The sequence below is a fragment of the Bradyrhizobium sp. NDS-1 genome (assembly GCF_032918005.1).
GTDB classification, from domain to species: Bacteria; Pseudomonadota; Alphaproteobacteria; order Rhizobiales; family Xanthobacteraceae; genus Bradyrhizobium; species Bradyrhizobium tunisiense.
The window spans coordinates 7474708-7497401 of the sequence record NZ_CP136628.1 but is presented as its reverse complement, the minus strand read 5'-3'; the positions used below and the strand labels follow the sequence as shown (position 1 = coordinate 7497401).

The following is a 22694-nucleotide window of genomic DNA, read 5'->3' as shown; positions in this document are numbered from 1 at the left end:
TTTTGTGCTGGTTTGTCCGCCCTGCTAGAATGGCCGCTCTGGAGCAGGGCTTTGATGCAGACGCAGGATAAACTCACCGACAAGCAGCTTTCGGACGAGCAAAGCCGCGAGATCGCCGAGACCATTCGCGAGGAGCTCGCCAGACGCCGGATCTCCCGGCAGGCGCTGGCCGAGCAGGCCAAGCTCAGCCTGTCGACATTGGAGAAGGTCCTTGGCGGCCGCCGACCGTTCACGCTGGCGACGACGGTCCGGCTGGAGCAGGCGCTGGGCGTCTCCTTGCGCAAGAGCGTCGTCGTGGTGACGCCGCCGCCCGCAAACGATGTCGCGCCTGACAGCCTTGGCTCCTATGCGCATCGCGCCGTGAGCTGGCTTGAGGACGTCTACATCACGCTGCGGCCGTCGTTCGGCGACAAGGATGCGATCTTCGCCTATCGCACCGAGATCGCCTGGGAGCCGAAAATCTCTTCGCTGGTCTTCCGCGAGGGCGATCGGACCGACGCCGCCTACGAGCACACCGGCGAGGTCGCCGTTCCCCATCAGTCCGGCTTCATCTACCTCGTCATCATCAAGCACGGCCAGCATCGCGTGATCACGGTGTCGCGGCCGACGGTTGCCGGCGAGATGTACGGCATCATCTCGACGCTGCGCGCGGGCCCCGGCTCGCAGCTCACGCCGATCGCGGCGCCGATCGCCTACGTGCCGCTCAAAAACGTCCCGAAGCCGTCCCTGGGACGCGTTGCGCCCGACGACGCCAACCATGCCTTGTATCGAAAGCACCTGCGACGCACGGTAGAAGAGCCATTCGCGCTGTTTTTGACGGTATAGTCCGCAAGAAATAGTCCTGCACCGGCCTGGCGTGCGTCTATAAGGATAGTCCATGCAGGACGGGACCGGGCGATACGGCGGCGGATCTCCGCTGTTCTCCATCATCATTCCGCTCGAATATCACCGCGGGCAATGGGAGCAGTCCTGGCTGGGTTGGACATCGCAGACCGCGGACAAGTCTCTCTACGAAATCATCCTGGTCGTGCCGCCCGATTTCAGGGCGCGCGAAGAGTTGAAGGCGCTGGCCGGTGACAGGGCTCGCCTCGAGTTCACCGACTCCGAACACGACATCGGGCTGTGCGCATTCGGCGCGACCAAGGCCCGCGGTAGCCATCTGTTCTTCACGGAGTCGCATTGTTGGCCCGAGCCCGGCGTGATCGAACTGTGCATCCGCGCTATCGAGGCTCATCCGGACTGGGCCGGCTTTTCCTGCCATTCGGTCCCGATCTGCCATAATCGGTTGTCCGTGGCAGAGGCTGCGATGTACCAGGCCGACATCGAGTTCGGCATGAAGCAGCATCCCTGGCGAAAAGTGCTCGATCAGTGCTTCGTGACGCGGCGGGACGTCTACTGGGAATGCGGAGGCTTGCGGGAGGAACTCGGCCATTTCGCCGAATGGGTACTGGCGGCAGCCTATCACGCGAAAGGCTATGCCATCGGTTATCTGGAAGAGGCGCGCTTCCATCACTATTACGTCGGCGAGCTCGGCGAACTGAAGACGTTCACGCTCGATTTCGTTCAGGGCGAGATTCGCTATCTCGGCGAGGCACGCCGTGATCCCGGCAGCGAGCTGCTCGAAGTTCCCGTTGAATGGGTCGAGTGGGCCGGATTCGACGTATCGCTCGCCCGCGCGGCGTTGAACGCGCTCGTGCATGACGGCTTTGCAGGTCGCGGCCGGAAGCGGCCTGGGGAAAAATTGCGCGCCTTCCGGCGCTGGGGTGCACTGGCGTTGTGCGGAGATCTCGGGTCGCGCGTCGCCGCGCGGCTGGCGGTGATGCAGGCGTATTTCGGTTTGTGCGCGCTGATGGTGATCGGACAGAGCGAAGCGATCGCACGCTCGATGAGACGCTACATCGCCGCGCTGATCCATCTGCAGCGGCTTGAATGCATTCGTCGCATTGCCGGACCAGCGGGGCCGGCGGCGAGATTCTTGGGAGATCGCGTTCTCGGACAAGCCGGCTTTCATGCCCTCGAATCGTCATCGGGGCACATCTTCCGCTGGAGCGAGCCGCAGGCTGCAGTCCGCATCCAGGGGAGCGCGGGCCGCAACACCGTTCGTATCCAAAGTCCAGTCTTGCGCGAGCCGCTGCGCGAGATCGGTGCGCATTTCTATGTCAACGGTGCGCGCGTGGATGCCTCTGCAATCGCAATCGGCCCAGACAGCTACACGCTGCGCCTCGACCTGCCGCCCTCAGGCATCGCGATCCTTGCATGGTCATGCCCCGTGTTCAGGGGCATCGGCGATCCCCGCCGCCTTGGCCTTTCTGTGGCGTCCATCGAGGTGAGCCAGGACATCGGAGCTTCAATTCAGCCCTGAGCGGGGCGGCTCTGCATTTGGGGCAAGGACATGCTTTGATCAGGCGTTGGCGGCTTTCTTGTCGACTTCGGAGGCTACCGAGAACTCCTTGCGCAAGGTCGGCTTGTGGATCTTGCCGGTTGCGTTGCGCGGCAGCGCCTCGACGAAGCGGATCTGGCGCGGGCATTTGAACCGCGCCAGATTGGTTGTGCAGTGCGTGTGCACTTCAGCCTCGGTCAGCTTCTGGCCGGGCTTGACCGCGACGATGGCAAGACCGACCTCGCCCCATTGCGGATCGGGGATACCGATCACGGCAGCTTCAGCGATGGCATCGAGCTGGTGCAGGACGTTCTCGACCTCGGCCGGATAGACGTTCTCGCCGCCGGAAATGTACATGTCCTTCCAGCGGTCGACGATGTAGTAGAACCCCTCCTCGTCGACGCGCGTGGCATCGCCCGTATGCAGCCAGCCATCCGTGAAGGAGGTCTTGTTCGCCTCCGGCCTGTTCCAGTAGCCCGGCGTGATGTTGGGTCCCTTGACCCAGAGTTCACCGAGCTCGCCCACATCGGCATCGCTGCCGTCGGGCCGTACGATGCGGACCTCGGTATGCAGCACCGGCTTGCCGGCGGAGCCGGCTTTCCGCGCCGCATCCTCGCGGTCGAGCACCAGCACGGCGGGCGAGGTCTCAGTCATGCCATAGCCCTGCTGGAGCGCAACGCCGCGCGCCTCCCAGACCTTGAGCAGCGGCACCGGCATCGGCGCGCCGCCGACGCCACCGACGATCAGCCGGCTGAGATCGGTCGTCGGGAAAGACGGATGCTGCGCCATGAACTGGTAGATCGCAGGCACGCCGAAGAACACGTTGATGCCCTGCGCGGGATCGTTGATCAGGCCGAGCGCGGTGCCGGGATCGAAGGCGCGCATGATCATCACGGTGCCGCCGGCATGCAGCACCGGATTGGTGTAGCAATTCAGTCCGCCGGTGTGGAACAGCGGCAGCACGGTGAGCAGCACCGACGACGGGCCGATACAGGCGGGGCCGCCGAGATTGACGCAATTCCAGAAGGTCATGCCATGAGTAATGGTCGCGCCCTTGGGATGCCCCGTCGTGCCCGACGTGTACATGATGGTCGAGACATCATCGAGGGTGACTTCCTCGGCGCGCTCGATCGGCTTTGCGGCGGCGATGCCGGCCTCATAGCTGCCGGCCGGGCCGAGCAGCAGGCTGGTCGCGATGCCGCAGAGCTTTGCGACGGCAAGGGCGGTGTCCGTCAGGTCGGTGTCGTGGATCATCACCTTCGGCGCGCAGTCAGCCGTGATGAACTGCAGCTCGGGAACGGTGAGGCGGGTGTTCAGCGGCACGAAGATGGCGCCTAGCCGCCCGCAGGCGAACTGCACCTCCAGCGTATCGGTGGTGTTCAGCGCCAGCACCGCGACGCGGTCGCCGCGGGAGACGTTGAGCGTGTGGCGCAGGAACGAGGCGAGGCGCGAGACGCGGGCATCGAGCTGCGCATAGGTGAAGCGGCGCTCGCTCGCGAGGTCGATGACCGCGACCTTGTCAGGCGTGCGGCGGCCATGATGGACGATCCAGTCGTAGTAACGAACGGTCAAACAATCCTCCCTCGGCGGTCGTGTGCCGCCCTTTTCCTTGCTGCCTCTGCACCATGCCCGGCGGGGCCCTGAGGCCCGCCGGAGTTTGCACAGCAGCGCTTTTTTGCCTTGGAGTTGGCGCGCGAGGGGTCAAAATCGTCTTGCGTTGAGTTGCTGGCCATGTCCTGCGAAGTGCCGTTGCCGGTCAGCCACTCCACGCAAGTAACCGCCCGTGTTCCGGCGATGGTGGACAGGACGAATCCGTCAGCGAGGCGAAAGCGCAATGAAGAGCCCGTTCTATACCGCCGAGCATGATGCCTTCCGCGAAATGATGCGCCGCTTCGTCGAAAAAGAGATCGCCCCGTTCGCGCATGAATGGGACGAGGCCGGTGAATTTCCGCGCCCGCTCTATCGCAAGGCGGCCGAGATCGGCCTGTTGGGACTGGGATTTCCTGAAGAATATGGCGGAGTCGCCGCCGATCAGTTCATGAAGATCGTGGCCAGTCAGGAGCTGGCGCGAGCCGGCGCGGGCGGCATAAGCGCGAGCTTGATGAGCCACACCATCGGTTCGCCGCCCATCGCGCGCGCTGCCAGCCCTGAGGTCAGGGCACGGGTGCTGCCGCAAGTGCTCGCAGGCGAGAAAATCTCCGCGCTCGCGATCACCGAGCCGGGCGGCGGCTCCGATGTCGCGAACCTCAGCACAAGCGCGCGACGCGACGGTGATCACTACGTCGTGAGCGGAGAGAAGACCTTCATCACCTCAGGAATGCGCGCCGACTATCTGACCGTTGCGGTGCGTACGGGCGGCGAGGGGGCCGGCGGCGTCAGCCTGCTCCTGATCGAAGGCGACACGCCCGGCCTGTCGCGGACCAAGCTGAAGAAGATGGGCTGGTGGGCCTCCGACACCGCGACCCTGCATTTCGACGAGTGTCGCGTGCCGGCCGAGAATCTGATCGGCGAGGAAGGTCAGGGCTTCAAGATCATCATGCAGAATTTCAACAGCGAGCGCATGGGCATGGCGGCAAGCTGCACCGCGTTCGCCCGGGTCTGTCTCGACGAGGCGGTCGCCTATGCCCGGGAGCGCAAGACCTTCGGCAAGCCGCTCGCGCAGCACCAGGTCATCCGCCACAAGATCGTCGACATGGCGCAGAAGGTCGCAGCGTCCCAGGCGATGCTGGAGGTGCTGGCCTGGCGGCTCGAGCAGGGCGAAAGCCCGGTCGCCGAAATCTGCATGATGAAGAACCAGGCGACGCAGACCATGGCGTTCTGCGCCTCGGAAGCCGTGCAGATCTTCGGCGGCGCCGGCTTCATGCGCGGCATCAAGGCCGAGCGCATCTACCGCGAGGTCAAGGTCAACGCCATCGGCGGCGGCACCGAGGAGATCATGAAGGATCTGGCGAGCCGGCAGATGGGGTTGTGAAACGTGTCGTCCCGGGGCGCGCGGAGCGCGAACCCGGGACCTAGAGCTGAGTCCCACATATCGAGATTCCGGGTTCGACGCTTCGCGCCGCCCCGGAATGACAGGAGCAAAATGCTATTCACTGCCGACCACGACGACATCCGCCGTTCCCTGCAGAAATTCATCGCAAATGAGATCAACCCCCATGTCGATGAATGGGAGAAGGCCGACATCTTCCCGGCGCACGAGCTGTTCAAGAAGATGGGTAGCCTCGGCTTTCTCGGGCTGAACAAGCCGGCCGAATTCGGTGGCTCCGGTCTCGATTATTCCTACGCGCTGATGATGGCGGAGGAGCTAGGTGCCATCACCTGCGGTGGCGTGCCGATGGCGATCGGGGTGCAGACCGACATGGCAACACCGGCGCTGGCGCGGTTCGGCTCGGACGAGGTGCGCCGCGAATTCCTGGCGCCCTCGATCTCGGGCGAGTTTGTCGCCTGCATCGGCGTCTCCGAGCCGGGTGCCGGCTCCGACGTCGCCTCGATCAAGACTCAGGCGCGCTCCGACGGCGACGATTACGTCATCGACGGCGGCAAGATGTGGATCACCAACGGCACCCAGGCCGACTGGATCTGCCTGCTCGCCAACACCGGCGATGGGCCCGTTCACCGCAACAAGTCGCTGATCTGCGTGCCCATGAAGAGCAAGGGCATCACCGTCGCCCGCAAGCTCGACAAGATGGGCATGCGCTCTTCGGACACCGCGCAGATCTTCTTCGACAATGTCCGCGTGCCCAAGCGCAACCGGATCGGGGAGGAGGGCAAGGGCTTTACCTATCAGATGATCCAGTTCCAGGAGGAGCGGCTCTGGGGCGCGGCGGCCTGCCTGAAGGCGCATGAATACATCATCGACCAGACCATCGAATACACCCGTAACCGCAAGGCCTTTGGCCAGAGCATCCTCGACAACCAGGTCGTGCACTTCAAGATGGCGGAGATGCAGACCGAGGTCGAGCTGTTGCGTGCGCTGATCTATCGTGCCGGTGAGGCGCTGGTGGCAGGGGAGGACGTGACCAGGCTTGCGACCATGGCCAAGCTGAAGGCCGGCCGGCTTGGCCGCGAGCTCACCGACGCCTGCTTGCAATATTGGGGTGGAATGGGCTTTACCAACGAGACACCGGTCAGCCGCGCCTATCGCGACAGCCGCCTGACCTCGATCGGCGGCGGCGCCGACGAGGTCATGCTGATGGTCCTGTGCAAGATGATGGGGACGCTCCCCGGCAGTAAAGGGAATGCCTGATGATCACGCTCTATCATTGCGACGCAGCGCGCTCGTTCCGTCCGCTCTGGATGCTGGAGGAGATGGGGCTGCCATACGAATTGAAGATGCTGCCATTCCCACCACGGGTGCTCGCCAAGGAATACCTTGCGGTCAATCCGCTGGGCACGATTCCATTCATGATCGACGGCGAGACCAGGATGACGGAGTCCTCCGGCATCTGCTACTATCTCGGCATCAAACATGGACCGACGCCGCTGATGGTGGGGCCGGAGGATCCGGCCTATGGCGCCTTCCTGAACTGGATGTACTTCAGCGACGCCACGTTAACCTTCCCGCAAACGCTGGTGCTTCGGTATAGCCAGCTCGAGCCGGAGGAGCGGCGCAACCCGCAAGTCGCCGGCGATTACCATAAATGGTTCCTGGGTCGGCTGCGCGCCGTCGAGGCAGCGACCGGCAATGCCGAAACCTTGTGCGCGGGCCGCTTCACCGCCGCTGACATCGTCATCGGTTACGCGCTTCGCCTGGCCGACAATATCGGCATCGCCAAGGATTTCGGGCCAAATGTCGCAGCCTATTGGGCGCGCCTGCAGCAGCGCGACGGATTCAAGCGCGCGGTTGCTGCGGAGCAAAAGGCCGGTGTCGAGCAGAATGTTGCGCCAAGGGCGAGGGCGTGAGCTAACGTCATGGGACTACCGTCCCATGACGGTTCCGGGCAGGCATGTCGCCTCCTGGAATGCCAACGCTTTACGCGTCATGACAGCGCTATCCCGTCGTGACAGCGCCTGAATTTCCGCTAAGGTGACCTCCGTCCGCAGCGGCCTGAGAGCCGCGCGAGGAGGATCCCAATGGAAGATAAAGGTCGCGAATCCGACCATCTAATGCTGATCACGCCGGAGCGGGTATTCTATGCCGGCCTGCTCGGTCGCCCTCGCAAGCGGACCCCCGGGTGCTGCCATGTCTATGTGGCGGTGAAGGGCAGCCTGCACCTGACGATCGACGACGTTCACACGTCGGACGAATTAATCGTGACCCTGCCGAACCAGCGGCACACCATTGCCAGCGATTACCGCACCGTCATCAGCGTCACGCTGGAGCCGGAGAGCATGCCGGATGGCATGATCGAAATCCTGGCCGAGCGGCTGCGGGGACCGGACAAGGCCGCCTATGCCCGCAAGATCCTGGCCGCTTACACGTTGCTGCGCCGGCGCCGCTATGGCGATATCACCACCGCCGAGTTCGACGAGATGTGCTTCGGCGAGGCGCTTCCGCGCCGCGTGCTCGATCCGCGAGTGACCCGCGCCGTCGCCCGAATCGGGCGCTTCTCCGGCGAGCCGGTGACGGCCGACACCTGTGCGGCTGAAGCAGGGCTCTCGGCTTCGCGCTTCCTGCATCTGTTCAAGGAAGAGACCGGCATCTCCTTCCGCTCCTTCCGCGCCTGGAAGCGTGCGCGCCATCTGCTGCACTTCGCCAACCAGGACCTCAACCTCGCCCATCTCGCGCAGGACATCGGCTATCCCGATTCCACGCATTTCAGTCACTCGATCCGCCGCTTCTACGGGCTCAAGCCGCGCGCGATCTTCGTCGGTTCGCGCGACCTTGCGATCTACCGCAGCACCGAGACGGTACGGCTCGCGGAAGCGAGTTGACGCCGCTGCCGTAGGGTGCGCAAAGCGCAGCGTGCCCGCGCATTTCTTGCGATCGAGAAGATGGTGGGCACGGCGCAAGGGCGCCTTTGCCCACCCTACGAATTCGTCGTTTTTTCCAGCTTCTCCGCGCAAGAAGCCGCATGCCGCCCATCACATGATCGCAGCCGTTGAATTCTCAACGTGCGAGACATTAGTGGCATGAGCGACAAGGCCGTCATCACCTGCGCGCTGAACGGCGTGCTCACCGACCCGAAGCAGCACAACGTGCCCGTGACGCCCGAAGAGATGGCGCGCGAGGCCAAGGCAGCGTTCGATGCCGGCGCCTCCATCATGCACATCCATCTGCGCCAGCAGGCGCCGAACAAGGGGCATCTGCCGTCCTGGGAAGTCGCGGTCAGCAGGGAGATCCAACAGGCGATCCGCGAAGCCTGCCCCGGCGTGATCATCAATCACACCTCGGGCGTGTCGGGGCCGAACTACTCAGGCGCACTGGACTGCATCCGCGAGACCAAGCCCGAGATCGCGGCCTGCAACGCCGGCTCCCTGAATTACCTGAAGGTCAAGGCCGACAACACCTGGGCCTGGCCGCCGATGATGTTCGACAACGCGGTCGAGAAGGTGAAGGATTATCTCGACGTCATGAACGAGGTCGGCACCGTCCCCGAGTTCGAGTGCTTCGACGTCGGCATCGTGCGCTGCGTCGGCATGTACCGCCAGGTCGGCATGTACAAGGGACCGCTCGAATACAACTTCGTCATGGGCGTTGCGTCCGGCATGCCTGCTGATCCGGAGCTGCTCCCGATCCTGATCAAGCTGAAGCGTCCCGAGGCGCATTTCCAGGTCACCGCCATCGGCCGCGAGGAGATCTGGCCGCTGCACCAGCGCTGCGCCGAGCTCGGCGGCCATTTGCGCACCGGCCTCGAGGACGCCTTCTATCTCGCCGACGGCAAGAAGGTGACGTCGAACGGCCAGCTCATCGAAGCCATCGCCGCCTGCGCAAGACGTGCGGGCCGCGAGATCGCGTCTCCCGCCGAGGCGCGGAAGATCTTTGGGACGAATCGCTAGCCACATCCTGTCATTCCGGGGCACGCGAAGCGTGAACCCGGAATCTCGAGGTTCCGGGTTTGATGCTGTCGCATCGCCCCGGAACGACGGAGCAAGTTGAACGTGTCCATTCTCGAAAACACCATCTCCCCCGGCAGCGCCGCCTACCAGGCCAACCGCGACGGCATGCTCGGCCTGATCGACCGCATGCGCGCGCTGGAGGAGCGCACCCGCGCGGCTTCGGCGGCAGCGAAGGACCGCTTCCACAAGCGCGGACAGTTGCTGCCGCGCGAGCGCGTCGCGCTGGTGCTCGATCCCGGCGCGCCCTTCATCGAGCTGTCGACGCTCGCCGGCTACATGTTCGACGTGCCGGATGCCGCCAAGAGCGTGGCCGGCGGCGGCGTCATTGCCGGCATCGGTTTCGTCTCGGGCATCCGCTGCATGGTCAGCGCCAACGATGCCGGCATCGATGCCGGCGCGCTGCAACCTTACGGTCTCGACAAGACGCTGCGGGTGCAGGAGCTCGCGCTCGAGAACAAGCTGCCCTATGTCCAGCTCGTCGAAAGCGCCGGTGCCAACCTTTTGCGCTACCGCGTCGAGGACTTTGTCCGCGGCGGCAACATCTTCCGCAATCTCGCCCGGCTCTCGGCGGCAGGCCTGCCCGTCGTCACCGTCACGCATGGCTCTTCGACTGCCGGCGGTGCCTATCAAACCGGCCTCTCCGACTACATCGTCATGGTGCGCGGCCGCACCCGCGCGTTCCTCGCGGGGCCGCCGCTGCTGAAGGCGGCGACCGGCGAGATCGCGACCGAGGAGGAGCTCGGCGGCGCCGAGATGCACACGCAAGTGTCCGGCCTTGGCGACTACCTGGCTGAAGACGACCGCGACGCGCTTCGCATCGCCCGCGAGATCATGGCGGCGATGGAATGGGAGCGGCCGGGCAAGGCGGCTCCGCTATTCAAGCCGCCACGCTACGACCAGGACGAGCTGCTCGGCATCATGCCGATGGACCACAAGCGCACCGTGGACATGAAGCAGGTGATTGCGCGCATCGTCGACGATTCCGATTTCACCGAGATGGCTCCGAACTACGGCCCAGCCACGGTCTGCGGTCATGCCCGCATCGAGGGCCAGGCGATCGGCATCATCACCAACAACGGTCCGCTCGATCCCGCCGGCGCCAACAAGGCGACGCATTTCATCCAGGCCTGCTGCCAGACCCGCACGCCGATCCTTTATCTCAACAACACCACGGGCTACATGGTCGGCAAGGCCTATGAAGAAGCCGGCATGATCAAGCACGGCTCCAAGATGATCCAGGCGGTAACGTCGGCCACGGTGCCGCAGATCACCATCTATTGCGGCGCCTCCTTCGGCGCCGGCAATTACGGCATGTGCGGCCGTGGCTTTCATCCGCGCTTCTGCTTCTCCTGGCCCAACGCCAAGACCGCGGTCATGGGCGGCGAGCAGGCGGCTGAAACCATGGCGATCGTGACCGAGGCCGCCGCCGCGCGCCGCGGCAAGCCGATCGAGAAGGACAAGCTGGATGCCATGAAGGCGCAGATCATCGGCGTGTTCGACGGCCAGATGGACGTGTTCTCGACCAGTGCGCGCGTGCTCGACGATGGCGTGATCGATCCGCGCGACAGCCGTGCGGTGCTGTCCGAAGTGCTCGCGATCTGCCGCGAGGGCGATGCGCGCACGCCCCAGCGCATGCAGTTTTCGGTGGCCCGCCCATGAGGAACGGATCAGTGCAGCACCGGCCGTTCTTCAAAGTCCTGATCGCCAACCGCGGCGAGATCGCGTTGCGCGTGATGCGCAGCGCGCGGCAGCTCGGCCTCGGTGTCGTCGCGGTCTATTCGGATGCGGATCGGGATGCGCTGCATGTGCGCCAGGCTGACCAGGCTGTGCGCATCGGCGAAGCCTTGCCGGCCCAATCCTATCTCAACATCTCTGCGATCATCGCGGCTGCCAAGGCGAGCGGCGCGGATGCCGTTCACCCCGGCTACGGCTTCCTCGCCGAGAACGAAGATTTCGCGCAAGCCTGCAAGGATGCGGGGCTCGTCTTCATCGGGCCGTCGCCGCAGGCGATCGAGGCGATGGGTAACAAGGCCGGCGCCAAGGAGATCATGAAAAAGGCCGGCGTGCCCATTGTGCCCGGCTATCAAGGGGCCGAGCAGGGCGACGAGATCATGTTCGCGGAGGCCAGGAAGATCGGCTTTCCCGTGATGATCAAGGCGGTCGCCGGCGGTGGCGGGCGCGGCATGCGGCTTGTCACCGACGCGGCATCCTTCCCCGATGCGCTGCGCAGCGCGCGCTCGGAAGCGAAGGCTGCGTTCGGCGATCCGACGGTGATCCTCGAACGCGCCATCCAGAACCCGCGCCACATCGAGATCCAGGTGTTCGGGGACAGCCACGGCAACGCCATTCATCTCGGCGAGCGCGATTGCTCGGTGCAGCGGCGGCATCAGAAGCTGATCGAGGAGGCGCCGTCGCCGGCGGTCACGCCGGAGCTGCGGGCCAGGATGGGCGAAGTCGCGGTCGCGGCCGTGAAGGCGCTGCGCTATGAGGGCGCTGGTACGCTGGAATTCCTGCTGGATAGCAGCGGCGAGTTCTACTTCATGGAAATGAACACCCGCCTTCAGGTCGAGCATCCCGTCACCGAGGCGATCACCGGTCTCGACCTCGTCGAGCTGCAGCTACGTGTCGCGCGCGGCGAGCCGCTGCCGGTGAAGCAGCAGGACATCAAGCTCTCCGGCCACGCCATCGAGGTGCGGCTCTGTTCGGAAGATGCCGGGCAGGACTTCATGCCGCAGTCGGGCCGCATGGCGCGCTGGCAGGTTCCCGAAAGCATCCGTGTCGAGCACGCGCTGCAATCGGGTTCGGAGATCCCGCCGTTCTACGATTCCATGATCGCCAAGGTGATCAGCCATGGCGTCACCCGCGAGGAGGCGAGGGGACGGCTGATCGTCGGCCTCGAGCAGCTCACCGCTTTCGGAGTGACCACCAACCAGTCGTTCCTGCTGTCGTGTCTGCGTCATCCCGGCTTTGCCAAGGGCGAGGCGACGACGGCCTTCATCGGCGTACACCGCGACGAACTGTTGGCGCCGCGCGCGGACGCGGCATTCGATACGGCGCTGGCGGGCCTGCTGCTCTACGTGACAAATCCGCGCGCGCCTTCGTGGCGGACGGGCCGGAGCCTGTCGGCAACGTTCCCGCTGCCGGCGAAGATCGAGATCGCCGGCCAGACGCTGGAGCTCGAAGTCACGCGCGAACGCGACGGCAGCTACAGTGTCGTCACCGATGGCAGGCAGGACAGGTTTGAGATCGACCAGCTCGATGCGGACGCCATCCGCTTCCGCCGCGACGGCGTGATGGACAGCGCAAAGCTCCTGCGCGACGGCGATCGGCTCTATCTCCAGCACCGCGGTATGCCGCTTGCGGTCACCGATCTCACCCTCGCCGCGCCGAAGGCCACCGCAGCCAACGGCGGGGATGGCAAGGTCCGCGCCGCCATGAACGGCCGTGTCGTCGCCGTCCTGGTCAAGCCAGGCGACCGGGTCACCGCCGGCCAGCCGGTGCTGACGCTGGAGGCGATGAAGATGGAGCACGTCCACAAGGCCGGCATCGATGGCGTCATCGCAGCAATCGACGTCGCCGAGGGGGAGCAGGTGACCACGGGACGGATCGTGGCGGAGATCGGGGTGGCTAGCGCGGCATCGTAGGGAGGGCAAAGGCGCACAGCGCCGTGCCCACGAACACCTGATCGTTCGCGAGATATGCGTGGGCACGCTTCCGCCTTCGCTCTTCGAGCCACGGCGGACAAGTCGCGTTGCCCACCTTGCAGCACCGCGCGGGTTGACGAAGAAACGCAAGTAATTTCAACAAACTAGTTACCCTTGCGGGCGGCATTCTCATTCGTATTGAACCTTGTTCAATTTCGCGCTACGAATATTGAACGATGTTCATTGTCCGGGAGCCCTTTTATGTTGCGCGCAAATGGTCCGACCCAAGCGACCTCTTCCATACTCCCCTCAGTGACCCGCCACCTCTCGTTCGGCGCCCCGCAAGCCGGCGAAAAATATCTGACCTGCGCGCTCATCCTCCTGGTTCTAGTGGCGCTTTTGGCGCCCGCGATGCCCGCCGCCGCCTGGCACATTCCGCACTTCGTCGATAGCCGCGCCTGGCTCGGCATACCCAACGCCGGCGATGTGCTGAGCAATTTCGCCTTCCTCGCGATGGGCGTCTGGGGTTCGGAGCGCTTGCGCGCCCGCTACGATGCGCCCGTCGGTGCGAGCTCGCTATTCGTGGGGCTGATCCTCACGTGCCTGGGCTCGGGCTTCTATCATCTGGACCCCGACATGCCGCAACGGCTCGTGGCCGACCGGCTCGGCATGGCAGTCGCGTTCGCGGGCTTTCTGGGTATCGCAGCCAGTGAGCGCGTCAGCGCGCGCGCCGGTGAAGCCGTGCTGGTGCTGATGATGATCGCCGGCCTGCTGGCGGCCTGGGTGGCGCGTGAGAATCTCACGCCATGGGTCGTCGTGCAGTACGGCGGCATGGCGCTGGTCGTCGGCCTGGCGTTGACGCGGCCCCGGCCCGGCGCGCTCGGCGTGCCGCTCGGTGCCGTGATTGCGTTCTATGTGCTGGCCAAGCTTTTCGAGCTCGGTGACGCACTTATTTTCGAAGCGACCGGGCACATCGTCTCGGGCCACACCCTCAAGCATCTGGCTGCCGCGCTGGCCGCGTGGCCGGTGATCCGGGCGCTGCGGCCTACTGACTCCGCCCCGTGCCCTCATTGAGCAGACACGCCACTTGATGCCCGTCGCCCGCTTCCAGGAGCGCCGGCCGCTCGATCTTGCACCGCTCCATCGCAAACCGGCAGCGAGTGTGAAACGCACATCCGGACGGCGGATTGACCGGGCTTGGCACGTCGCCGTCAACCAATGGCACAAGCTTCTTCGCGAGCGGATTGGGGACCGGCACGGAGGCGAGCAGCGCCTGCGTATAGGGATGCCGCGGATTGCGGAACAATTCATCCTTGCCGGCGATCTCGACGATGCGGCCGAGATACATCACGGCGACGCGGTGGCTGATATGCGCGACCACGGCAAGGTCGTGCGCGATGAAAAGGTAGGAGAAGCCGTGTTGCCGCTGCAGGTCGATCAACAGGTTGATCACCTGGGCCTGGATCGAGACGTCGAGCGCGGACACCGGCTCGTCGCAGACGATCAGGCGCGGCCCGAGCGCCAGCGCACGCGCGATGCAGATGCGCTGGCGCTGGCCGCCGGAGAATTGATGCGGGAAGTTGCCCGTCTGGTCGGGCCGCAAGCCCACTTGCTCGAACAGCGTTGCGACCCTCGCCTCCAGCGCCTTGCCGGTGGCGAGCCCGTGCACGGCGAGCGGCTCGCCGACGATGTCGCCGGCGGTCATGCGTGGATTGAGTGAAGCGAAGGGATCCTGAAACACGATCTGCATCGAGCGGCGGTGCGGGCGCAGCGCCGACTTGGACAGATGGGTGATATCCTCACCATCGAGACGAATCTGGCCCGAAGTCGGCTCCACCAGCCGCAGCACGCTGCGTGCCACCGTCGACTTGCCGCAGCCGGACTCGCCCACGAGCCCAAGCGTCTCGCCGGCCCCAAGGGAGAACGAGACGCCGTCGACCGAGTGCACGGTGCCGACCTGTCGCCGCAGCACGCCGGCACGCACCGGGTAGTGCTTCTTGAGATCGGTGACCTCGAGCAGTGGCTTGGTCATGCCACCTCCGCGGCTTCTTCCGCGCGCCAGCAGGCGGCGAGATGGCCGCCGCCCCAATCCGCCAGCGGCGGGTATTCGGCCTCGCAACGCTTGATCGCAAGCTTGCAGCGCGGCGCGAAGGCGCAACCCCTCGGCAATCGGACCAGCGACGGCACGGTGCCGGGAATTTCGTTCAGCCGCGCCGGTGCGACGACGCCGGGTGCGGGGACCGCGGGAATCGACGCCATCAGCCCGCGCGTGTAGGGGTGCTTTGGCGCCGCGAACAGCGCCTCGACGCTGGCTTCCTCGACCTTCCTCCCCGCATACATCACGATCACGCGCTGCGCCGTCTGCGCGACGACGCCGAGATCATGCGTGATCAGCACGAGCCCGGTGCCGAGCTCCTTCTGAAGGTCGAGGATCAAGGCCAGGATCTGCGCCTGGATGGTGACGTCGAGTGCGGTGGTCGGCTCATCCGCGATCAGCAGCGCCGGCCGGCAGGCCAGTGCCATCGCGATCATCGCGCGCTGGCGCATGCCGCCGGACAATTGATGCGGATATTCGCGCGCACGTCGCGCCGGCTCGGGGATGCGTACCAGGCGCAGCATCTCGACCGCGATGTTGCCGGCTTCCTTGCTTGAGAGGCTCCGGTGCAGCCGCACGGCCTCGACGATCTGGTCGCCGATCCGCATGACCGGATTGAGCGAGGTCATCGGCTCCTGGAAGATCATGGAGATGCGGTTGCCCCTGACGGCGCGCATCTGCGTTTCGTCCAGCGCCAGCAGATCGGTGCCTTCGAGCGAGACCGAGCCGCCGACGATGCGGCCGGGCGGATCCGGCACCAGCCGCATCAGCGACAGCGCGGTGACGCTCTTGCCGCAGCCGGACTCGCCGACGATCGCCAGCGTCTCGCCTCGCTTCACGCTGAACGAGAGATCGTCCACGGCCTTGAACAGGCCGGAATTGGTGAAGAACACCGTCTTCAGGTTTTTCACCTCGAGCACGAGATCGGATCTGTCCGCCATCAGCCGCGTTGCCTCGGGTCCAGGATGTCGCGCAGGGCGTCACCGAAAAGGTTGGCGCCGAACACGGCGAGGCTGATGGCAATGCCCGGGAAGATCACGAGCCAGGGCGCGGTGCGCACATATTCGGCGGCGGACTCCGAAAGCATCCGGCCCCATGACGGATAAGGCTCGGGAATGCCGAGGCCGAGGAAGGACAGCGAGGCTTCGGTGAGGATGGTCGAGCCGAGCTGGGCGGTCGCGAGCACGATCAGCGGCGCCAGCGTGTTCGGCAGCACATGGCGGAGCGCGATGCGGATCTCGCTCATGCCGATCGACTTGGCGGCTTCGACGAAGGGCTGCTCGCGCAGCGCCAGCGTATTGGCACGAATGACGCGCGACACGGTCGGGATCAGCGGGATGGCGATGGCGATGATGACGTTCGGCAAGGACGGGCCGAGAGCTGCCGTCATGATGAGGGCGAGGACCAGCAGCGGCAGCGCCTGAAGAACGTCGGAAACGCGCTGAAATACGAGATCGACCCAGCCGGAGAGATAGCCTGATGTCAGCCCGACGATGACCCCGATGGTGCCGCCGAGCGCGGTCGAGCCGATGCCGACAGCCAGCGAGATGCGCGCGCCGTGGATGATGCGGCTGAATACGTCGCGGCCGAACGAGTCGGTTCCCATCCAGTGCGCCAGGCTCGGCCGGGCCAGCGCCCGCGTGGAATCGATCGTCAGGGGATCATAGCGCGCGATGAAGTCGGCAAAGATCGCGGTGAGCACGAACAAGGTCATGATGGCGAGCCCGGCCGCGCCGAGCACGTGCCTCTGCGCCATAAACAGCACGCGACGCCAGCCGCCGGTCGCATGCGCGCCGGCCCGCCGTAGTTCGAGATCGTAGTCGATCGCGGCCAAGCCGGCCTCCTAATCCGTGTACCTGATACGCGGGTCGAACACCGCGTACAGCATGTCGACGATGAAATTCGCGCTCACCACCACGACGGCGATCAGCATCACGAGATTCTGCACGATCGGATAGTCGCGCCAGCGGATCGCCTCGACCAGGAAGCGGGCGACGCCGGGGATGTTGAACACGGTCTCGGTGACGATCAGGCCGCCGATCAGGAATGCCGCTTCGATGCCGATCACGGTGATGACGGGCAGGATCGCGTTCTTCAGCGCGTGATGATAGTTCACCGCGATATCGGAGGCGCCCTTGGCACGTGCGGTGCGGATGTAATCCTGCCGCAGCACTTCCAGCATCGAGGAGCGGGTGATGCGCATGGTCAGCGCCGCGCTGCGGAAGCCGACCGCGGCGGCCGGGACCGCATAGGTTGCGAACGCCTCGAGCCAGGTCTGCGGATTCGGATTGAAGATCGGCATCTGGCCGAACATCGCCACCGACGCGGTGAGGATCAAAAGGCCGAGCCAGAACGAGGGCAGCGACAAGCCGCTGAGGCTGACGACGCGCAAGAAGTAATCCAGCCGCGTACCCTGCTTCACGGCGCTGATGACACCCAGGGGAATGCCGATTGAGGCCGAGAACAACAGCGCCAGGCCGGCAAGCTTCGCCGTGATCGGAATCCGCGGCAATATCTCCTGCAGCGCGGGCTTCTCGGAGACGTATGAGTACCCGAAGTCGCCGCGCAGAAAACCGCTGATCCAGTGCCAATATTGCACGATCAGCGGCTGGTCGATGCCGAGCTCCTTCTCCAGATTGGCCTTGTCGGCGGGATCGACATAGCCGGCGGCGGCGAACAGGATGTCGACGATATTGCCGGGCACGATACGCAGCAGGAGGAAGATGACGATCGAGATCCCGAACAGGGTCACGAGCATCAGGAACAGGCGTCGCACGAGATAGGCAAACATCCTGCGCCCTCCGCGAGCCGCTAATCTTCAGCCACGCGCACTACTTGTCGAGCCACACATCCTCGTAGCGAAAGCCGTTATAGGAGCTGTTCGACATGATCGTGATGCCCTTGACGTAGGGCTGCCAACACGTGCCGGCTCGTGCATGGAAGATGATCGGGCGGGCGACATCCTCCTGCAGCTTCTTGTCGATATCCCATACCAGCGGTTTGCGCTTGCTGACATCGGTCTCCTGCGACTGCACGTCGAACAGCTTCTCGATCTCCTTGTTGCAGTAATTGGTGTAGTTCCGTTCCGAGCCGCAGGAATAGTTTTCGTAGAAGGACTGGTCGGGATCGTCGACGGAATTGCCGGTCAGATTGAGGCCGAGCATGTAGTCCTTGCGCGCGACTTTCGGGAACCAGTTTGCGGTCTCGACGACGTCGAGCTCGCCGTCGATGTAGATGCTCTTGAGCTGGTCGATCAGGATCACTGCGGGGTCGCGATATTCCGCAATGTTGCGCGTCGAGACCTTCACCGCGAGATGCTTGTCGGGGCCGTAGCCCGCCTTCTGCATCAGCTTCTTTGCTTCCTCACGGTTCGCATTCACGTCCCGGCCGTAGCCAGGAATGGTCTCCAGCCTGTCCTTGGGCATGCCCCAGATGCCCTGAGGCGGCGGCAGCATGGTGCCGCCGATGTCGGCCTGGCCTTCGAACAGGATGTCGACGAAGGCCTTGCGGTCGAGTGCGAGCGACATGGCCCGGCGGATGTCGATGTTGTCGAACGGCGCCGAGGTCGAATTGACGATGATGTTGGTCGAAACGTTGGTCGGCTCGACGACGCAAGTCGCCTTCGGCGCCTGCGACTTGATGTCCTTCAGAAGCGGGATCGTGATGTGCGTCGGGAAGGTCATGTCGAACTTGCCGGCGACGAAAGCGAGGATCGCGGTCGAGCGGTTCGGGATGATCGTGTATTCGATGCCGTCGAGATAGGGCAGACCCTTCTTCCAGTAGTCCGGATTTCGCGTCAGCTTGATCGATTCATTGGCCTTGAACTCGACGAACTTGAACGGTCCGGTCCCGATCGGATGCGTGCGCATGTCCGCGGGCGAGACGTGGCAGGGATAGACCGGCGTATAGCCGGACGCGAGCATCGCCAGCAGCGAGGGCTGCGGCCGCTTCAGGTCGAAGGAGACCTCGAAATCGCCGCTCGTCGTGATCTCGTTGACTTCGCTGTACCAGGCCTTGCGCGGATTCTGCCGCAGCTTCTGTTGCGATTTTCCCATCAGGAGATCGAAGCTGCATTTGACATCGGCCGATGTAAACGGCTTGCCGTCGTGCCACTTCACACCCTGGCGCAGCTTGAACGTCAGTTTTTTGTTGTCGCCGCTCCAGGACCAGCTTTCGGCCAGCTCAGGCCTGAGCGTATCGGGGCTGTTCTGCGCGATATGCTGGTCGTAGATGACGAGATTGTTGAAGACCCCCATGAACGGCACGTTGACCGAATAGGTCGCGCCTTCGAGGATCGACGCGTTCGCCGGACTGTCGCGGTGATACATCCGCAAGATACCGCCCTGCTTGGGCTCGCCTGCGAGCGTGGTGGTTGAGGTCGTCAGCACAGATAGCGCCGCCATTGCGGCGAGCGCCCACACGCTCCGCATGCTCATCCTCCCTGGACATCGGCCTTTGCGGCCTGTTTGGCGTAACGATAGCACGCAAGTTGAGGGAGGCAACCCCGGTAGGACCGCAGGCCGCCTCGACAATTGGGATGACGCAAGGCCGATCGTCTCACATTGTGTGAGTGCAGGTGCGAAGAGATGGTTCCTGCACTGTTTGGCAGACGTCGCGCGCAACGGTATCGCCAACCTCCGCCGTCGTCCCGGACAAGCGCGCCTCGAGCGCACGCCGATCGGGACCATAACCACAGGCAGGAGTTTTGCGAGGGCTGGGAGTTGTCTGCTCGGGCGACAGCTACTCCCTGTGGTTGCGTCTTGCGCCTCTCGTGTACAAGTGAATCGGAGCCCTCACACGATCCGTGACGCCTTATTCCCCCAATAGCGATCCCGCAGCAGCCGCTTGTACAGCTTCCCGGTCGGGAGCCGCGGCAATTCTTTCTCGAAATCGACCGAACGCGGCACCTTCTGCCGCGACAGCGACTTAGCGCAGAACGCGATCAGCTCCTCGGCGAGCGCGGCGTCCGGCACCACGCCATGCATCGGCTGCACCACCGCCTTCACCTCTTCGCCGAGATCGGGATTGGGCACGCCGAACACCGCGGCATCGGCGACCTTCGGATGGGTGATCAGGAGATTTTCGCACTCCTGCGGATAGATGTTCACCCCGCCGGAGATGATCATGAAGGTCGCGCGGTCGGTCAGATACAGGAAGCGGTCGGCGTCGACATAGCCGACATCGCCGACCGTGCTCATGCTGCCGTCGGCCGAACGCGCCTCCCTGGTCTTCTCAGGGTCGTTGAAATACTCGAACGGCGAGGCCGTCTTGAACCAGACCTGACCCGGCGTGCCGGTCGGGCACGGCTGCATGTTCTCGTCGAGAATGTGGAGGTCGCCGAGCAGCACCTTGCCGACGGTACCGCGGTGGCTAAGCCATTCCTCGCTGTTGCAGGCGGTGAAGCCGAGGCCTTCGGTCGCACCGTAATATTCATGGATGATCGGGCCCCACCATTTGATCATGTCGTCCTTGACCAGGGCCGGGCAGGGCGCGGCGGCATGGATCGCGATCTCAAGCGAGGACAGGTCGTAGCGGCTGCGCACGTCCTCCGGCAACTTCAGCATGCGCGAGAACATCGTCGGCACGAGCTGGGTATGGGTGATGCCCCACCGCTCGACGAGCTCGAGGTAGCGCTCGGGATCGAAGCTCTCCATGATGATCACCGTGCCGCCCATGCGGATCGTGAGGTTCACGGCAGCTTGCGGCGCCGAATGATACAGCGGGGCCGGCGAGAGGTAGACCATGCCTTCACGGTAGTGCCAGAGCTTTGTCAGGAAGTCGAACAGGGGCAGATTGTGCTTCGGCGGCTCCTCCGGCAGCGGCCGCAGGATGCCTTTCGGCCGTCCCGTCGTGCCGGACGAATAGAGCATGGCCGTGCCGAGCCACTCATCCGCGATCGGTGTTGTCGGCATATCCGCTGTCACGTCCGCAAGACCAACGATGCGCCCGCTCTCGCCCGGGCCGTCGGCGACGATGCAGAGCTCGATGTCGGGGCAGGCCTTGATCGCCTCGCGGGCGATGTCGAGTTTCGCAACCGACGTGATCAGAATCCGGGACTGGCTGTTGACGAGCAGATAGGCCAACTCGCCCGGCGTCAGAAAGGAGTTGATGCAGGTGTAGTAGAGACCTGATCGCTCGCCCGCGCCGCAGGCTTCGAGATAGCGCGAATTGTTCTCCATGAAGATCGAATAGTGGTCGAGCCGCTTCAGGCCGTGCTTGCGGAACAGGTGGGCCAGCCGGTTGCTGCGCGCCTCCAGCTCGCGATAGGTGACGGCCTCGCCCGTGGCCGCCATGATGAAGGCGGGCTGCAGCGGACGTAGGCGGGCATGCTGACCTGGGTACATCTATCCTCCGGCTTTGTTCTATGCGGCGAGAAGCAGGATTTCGCGCACCTGTGCCGCACCCTCGATCTTGCGCGGATTGCGCGGTACCCAGGGCGTACGCATCGCCTGTTCGGCGATGGCGTCGAAATGCTCCGGCGCCACACGCACATCCGCGAGGCTGCGTGGCATGCCGAGCGAGCGGATGAAGGCATCGAGCACGTCGGCGGCGTTGTGGCCGGGGAAGCCCATCGCGGCCGCGACGATCATCTGGCGCTCGGCATTGTCGGGCGCATTCCAGCGCATCACCGCCGGCAGCATGATGCAGGAGGTGCAACCGTGGGGCACGTCGAAGGCCGCGCCCAGCACATAGCCGATGCCGTGGCTCGCGCCCATCGGCACGCCGGCGGCGAGTGCGCCCATCGACAGCCAGGTGCCGATCTGCGCGTCCATCCGCGCGTCGAGATCGGACGGATCGGCTTTCACCCGCGGCAGAGCGTCGGCGAGCATGGCGAGGCCCTTCACCGATTGCGCATCGGCATAGGGATGCGTCTCACGCGAGCAGATCGCCTCGACGCAATGGTCGACGGCGCGGATGCCGGTCGACAGGAACAGCCATTCCGGCGTGTGCACGGTGATGGCAGGGTCAAGGATGGTCGCGCGCGGCACCGTGAGCGGATGCCGCAGCATCTGCTTCACATGTGTAGCCCGGTCGGTCACGCCGGCGATCGCGCTGAACTCGCCGCCGGCGATCGTGGTCGGCACGCTGATCTGCCGCACCGTCGGCGCGTTCATGTCGGGCGCGACGCCCTTGTGGACGCGGATGCGCTCGATGCCGTCGACATCGGTGATGCCGTTGGCGAGGCAAAGCTGCACCGCCTTGGCGCCGTCAGTGATCGAGCCGCCGCCCACGGTGACAATCAGGTCGGCACTCGCTTCGCGGGCGGCATGGGTGGCGGCGATCACCGCCTCACGCGGCGTATGCGCCGGCATGGCGTCGAACAGGCCGGCGCAGCGGGAGCCCAAAGCTTGCTTGATCTTCTCGATTTCGTCGGTCTGCCGGCTGAGCGTGCCCGAAACCATCAGGAAGGCACGATTTGCTCCGAGCCGGTCCATCTGCGCGATGATGGCGCCGGCCGCAGGATGGCCGAACACGACCTCCTCGATCGCGCCGAAAACGACACGTCCCTGGTGCACGCTGTCCTCCCGGACAATTCGCCTTTGTTTTTGCAAGGATAATCTAGCCGAGCCCAGCG

At 64.6% G+C, this 22694-nt stretch carries 18 protein-coding genes; 10 read left to right on the top strand and 8 right to left on the bottom strand.

What is annotated here, in order from left to right:
• Positions 1–54: 54 nt before the first annotated feature.
• Both RX330_RS35040 and RX330_RS35035 read left to right on the top strand, forming a co-directional pair.
• Positions 55–825 carry a transcriptional regulator gene (locus RX330_RS35040; RefSeq protein WP_317241543.1) on the top strand — a complete coding sequence of 257 codons (771 nt, stop codon included), beginning with the start codon at positions 55–57 and terminating at the stop codon, positions 823–825.
• Between the two features lie 52 nt (positions 826–877).
• Entirely contained in the window at positions 878–2362 is a 1485-nt protein-coding gene (locus RX330_RS35035) for a glycosyltransferase family 2 protein (protein ID WP_317241542.1), read from the top strand.
• A gap of 39 nt (positions 2363–2401) precedes the next feature.
• On the opposite strand, the gene RX330_RS35030 is transcribed toward RX330_RS35035, so the two are convergent.
• Complete coding sequence (locus tag RX330_RS35030; RefSeq protein ID WP_317241541.1) at positions 2402–3952, bottom strand: acyl-CoA synthetase; 1551 nt, start codon at positions 3950–3952, stop codon at positions 2402–2404.
• Between the two features lie 262 nt (positions 3953–4214).
• On the opposite strand from RX330_RS35030, the gene RX330_RS35025 reads away from it, so the two are divergent.
• The 8 genes from RX330_RS35025 (at position 4215) to RX330_RS34990 (ending at position 14097) form a co-directional block, all read left to right on the top strand.
• Positions 4215–5351, top strand: a complete 1137-nt coding sequence (locus RX330_RS35025) for an acyl-CoA dehydrogenase family protein (protein WP_317241540.1) — start codon at positions 4215–4217, stop codon at positions 5349–5351.
• A gap of 111 nt (positions 5352–5462) precedes the next feature.
• Complete coding sequence (locus RX330_RS35020) at positions 5463–6626, top strand: acyl-CoA dehydrogenase family protein (RefSeq protein ID WP_317241539.1); 1164 nt, start codon at positions 5463–5465, stop codon at positions 6624–6626.
• Positions 6626–7282 (top strand): glutathione S-transferase family protein, encoded by a 657-nt coding sequence (locus RX330_RS35015; protein ID WP_212083839.1) that lies wholly within the window; start codon positions 6626–6628, stop codon positions 7280–7282. The genes RX330_RS35020 and RX330_RS35015 overlap by 1 nt, the downstream gene beginning before the upstream one ends.
• A gap of 171 nt (positions 7283–7453) precedes the next feature.
• Complete coding sequence (locus RX330_RS35010) at positions 7454–8254, top strand: helix-turn-helix domain-containing protein (RefSeq protein ID WP_212083841.1); 801 nt, start codon at positions 7454–7456, stop codon at positions 8252–8254.
• A gap of 198 nt (positions 8255–8452) precedes the next feature.
• The gene (locus RX330_RS35005; RefSeq protein ID WP_212083843.1) at positions 8453–9319 is read left to right on the top strand and encodes a 3-keto-5-aminohexanoate cleavage protein; all 867 of its coding nucleotides are present in this window, start codon (positions 8453–8455) and stop codon (positions 9317–9319) included.
• A gap of 102 nt (positions 9320–9421) precedes the next feature.
• Complete coding sequence (locus RX330_RS35000) at positions 9422–11038, top strand: acyl-CoA carboxylase subunit beta (RefSeq protein ID WP_317241538.1); 1617 nt, start codon at positions 9422–9424, stop codon at positions 11036–11038.
• On the top strand, positions 11035–13023 hold the full coding sequence (locus tag RX330_RS34995; RefSeq protein ID WP_317241537.1) for an acetyl/propionyl/methylcrotonyl-CoA carboxylase subunit alpha: 1989 nt from the start codon (positions 11035–11037) through the stop codon (positions 13021–13023). Before RX330_RS35000 ends, RX330_RS34995 begins: the two co-directional genes overlap by 4 nt.
• 312 nt (positions 13024–13335) lie before the next feature.
• On the top strand, positions 13336–14097 hold the full coding sequence (locus RX330_RS34990) for a hypothetical protein (protein ID WP_317241536.1): 762 nt from the start codon (positions 13336–13338) through the stop codon (positions 14095–14097).
• Here the strand turns inward: RX330_RS34990 and RX330_RS34985 are convergent.
• From RX330_RS34985 to RX330_RS34955, 7 genes are all read right to left on the bottom strand, one after another.
• Entirely contained in the window at positions 14069–15055 is a 987-nt protein-coding gene (locus RX330_RS34985; protein WP_212083851.1) for an ABC transporter ATP-binding protein, read from the bottom strand. The genes RX330_RS34990 and RX330_RS34985 overlap by 29 nt on opposite strands.
• A complete protein-coding gene (locus tag RX330_RS34980; RefSeq protein ID WP_212083853.1) occupies positions 15052–16059 on the bottom strand; it encodes an ABC transporter ATP-binding protein in 1008 nt (335 codons plus the stop codon). The genes RX330_RS34985 and RX330_RS34980 overlap by 4 nt, the downstream gene beginning before the upstream one ends.
• Entirely contained in the window at positions 16059–16952 is an 894-nt protein-coding gene (locus RX330_RS34975; protein ID WP_212083862.1) for an ABC transporter permease, read from the bottom strand. The genes RX330_RS34980 and RX330_RS34975 overlap by 1 nt, the downstream gene beginning before the upstream one ends.
• A gap of 9 nt (positions 16953–16961) precedes the next feature.
• Positions 16962–17909 carry an ABC transporter permease gene (locus tag RX330_RS34970; protein WP_212083864.1) on the bottom strand — a complete coding sequence of 316 codons (948 nt, stop codon included), beginning with the start codon at positions 17907–17909 and terminating at the stop codon, positions 16962–16964.
• A gap of 40 nt (positions 17910–17949) precedes the next feature.
• A complete protein-coding gene (locus RX330_RS34965; protein WP_212083867.1) occupies positions 17950–19548 on the bottom strand; it encodes an ABC transporter substrate-binding protein in 1599 nt (532 codons plus the stop codon).
• A gap of 363 nt (positions 19549–19911) precedes the next feature.
• Positions 19912–21462: an AMP-binding protein gene (locus RX330_RS34960; protein WP_317241535.1), complete on the bottom strand. Its 1551-nt coding sequence runs from the start codon at positions 21460–21462 to the stop codon at positions 19912–19914.
• 18 nt (positions 21463–21480) lie between these two features.
• Complete coding sequence (locus RX330_RS34955; protein WP_212083871.1) at positions 21481–22635, bottom strand: iron-containing alcohol dehydrogenase; 1155 nt, start codon at positions 22633–22635, stop codon at positions 21481–21483.
• Positions 22636–22694: the final 59 nt, after the last annotated feature.

Bases quoted from the DNA above. Each gene is read 5' to 3' on its own strand.
- RX330_RS34965 (WP_212083867.1), bottom strand. From the start codon at position 19,548: ATGCGGAGCGTGTGGGCGCTCGCCGCAATGGCGGCGCTATCTGTGCTG.
- RX330_RS35010 (WP_212083841.1), top strand. From the start codon at position 7,454: ATGGAAGATAAAGGTCGCGAATCCGACCATCTAATGCTGATCACGCCG.
- RX330_RS35005 (WP_212083843.1), top strand. From the start codon at position 8,453: ATGAGCGACAAGGCCGTCATCACCTGCGCGCTGAACGGCGTGCTCACC.
- RX330_RS35025 (WP_317241540.1), top strand. From the start codon at position 4,215: ATGAAGAGCCCGTTCTATACCGCCGAGCATGATGCCTTCCGCGAAATG.
- RX330_RS34980 (WP_212083853.1), bottom strand. From the start codon at position 16,059: ATGGCGGACAGATCCGATCTCGTGCTCGAGGTGAAAAACCTGAAGACG.
- RX330_RS34970 (WP_212083864.1), bottom strand. From the start codon at position 17,909: ATGTTTGCCTATCTCGTGCGACGCCTGTTCCTGATGCTCGTGACCCTG.
- RX330_RS34960 (WP_317241535.1), bottom strand. From the start codon at position 21,462: ATGTACCCAGGTCAGCATGCCCGCCTACGTCCGCTGCAGCCCGCCTTC.
- RX330_RS35020 (WP_317241539.1), top strand. From the start codon at position 5,463: ATGCTATTCACTGCCGACCACGACGACATCCGCCGTTCCCTGCAGAAA.
- RX330_RS35015 (WP_212083839.1), top strand. From the start codon at position 6,626: ATGATCACGCTCTATCATTGCGACGCAGCGCGCTCGTTCCGTCCGCTC.
- RX330_RS35040 (WP_317241543.1), top strand. From the start codon at position 55: ATGCAGACGCAGGATAAACTCACCGACAAGCAGCTTTCGGACGAGCAA.
- RX330_RS35035 (WP_317241542.1), top strand. From the start codon at position 878: ATGCAGGACGGGACCGGGCGATACGGCGGCGGATCTCCGCTGTTCTCC.
- RX330_RS34985 (WP_212083851.1), bottom strand. From the start codon at position 15,055: ATGACCAAGCCACTGCTCGAGGTCACCGATCTCAAGAAGCACTACCCG.
- RX330_RS34995 (WP_317241537.1), top strand. From the start codon at position 11,035: ATGAGGAACGGATCAGTGCAGCACCGGCCGTTCTTCAAAGTCCTGATC.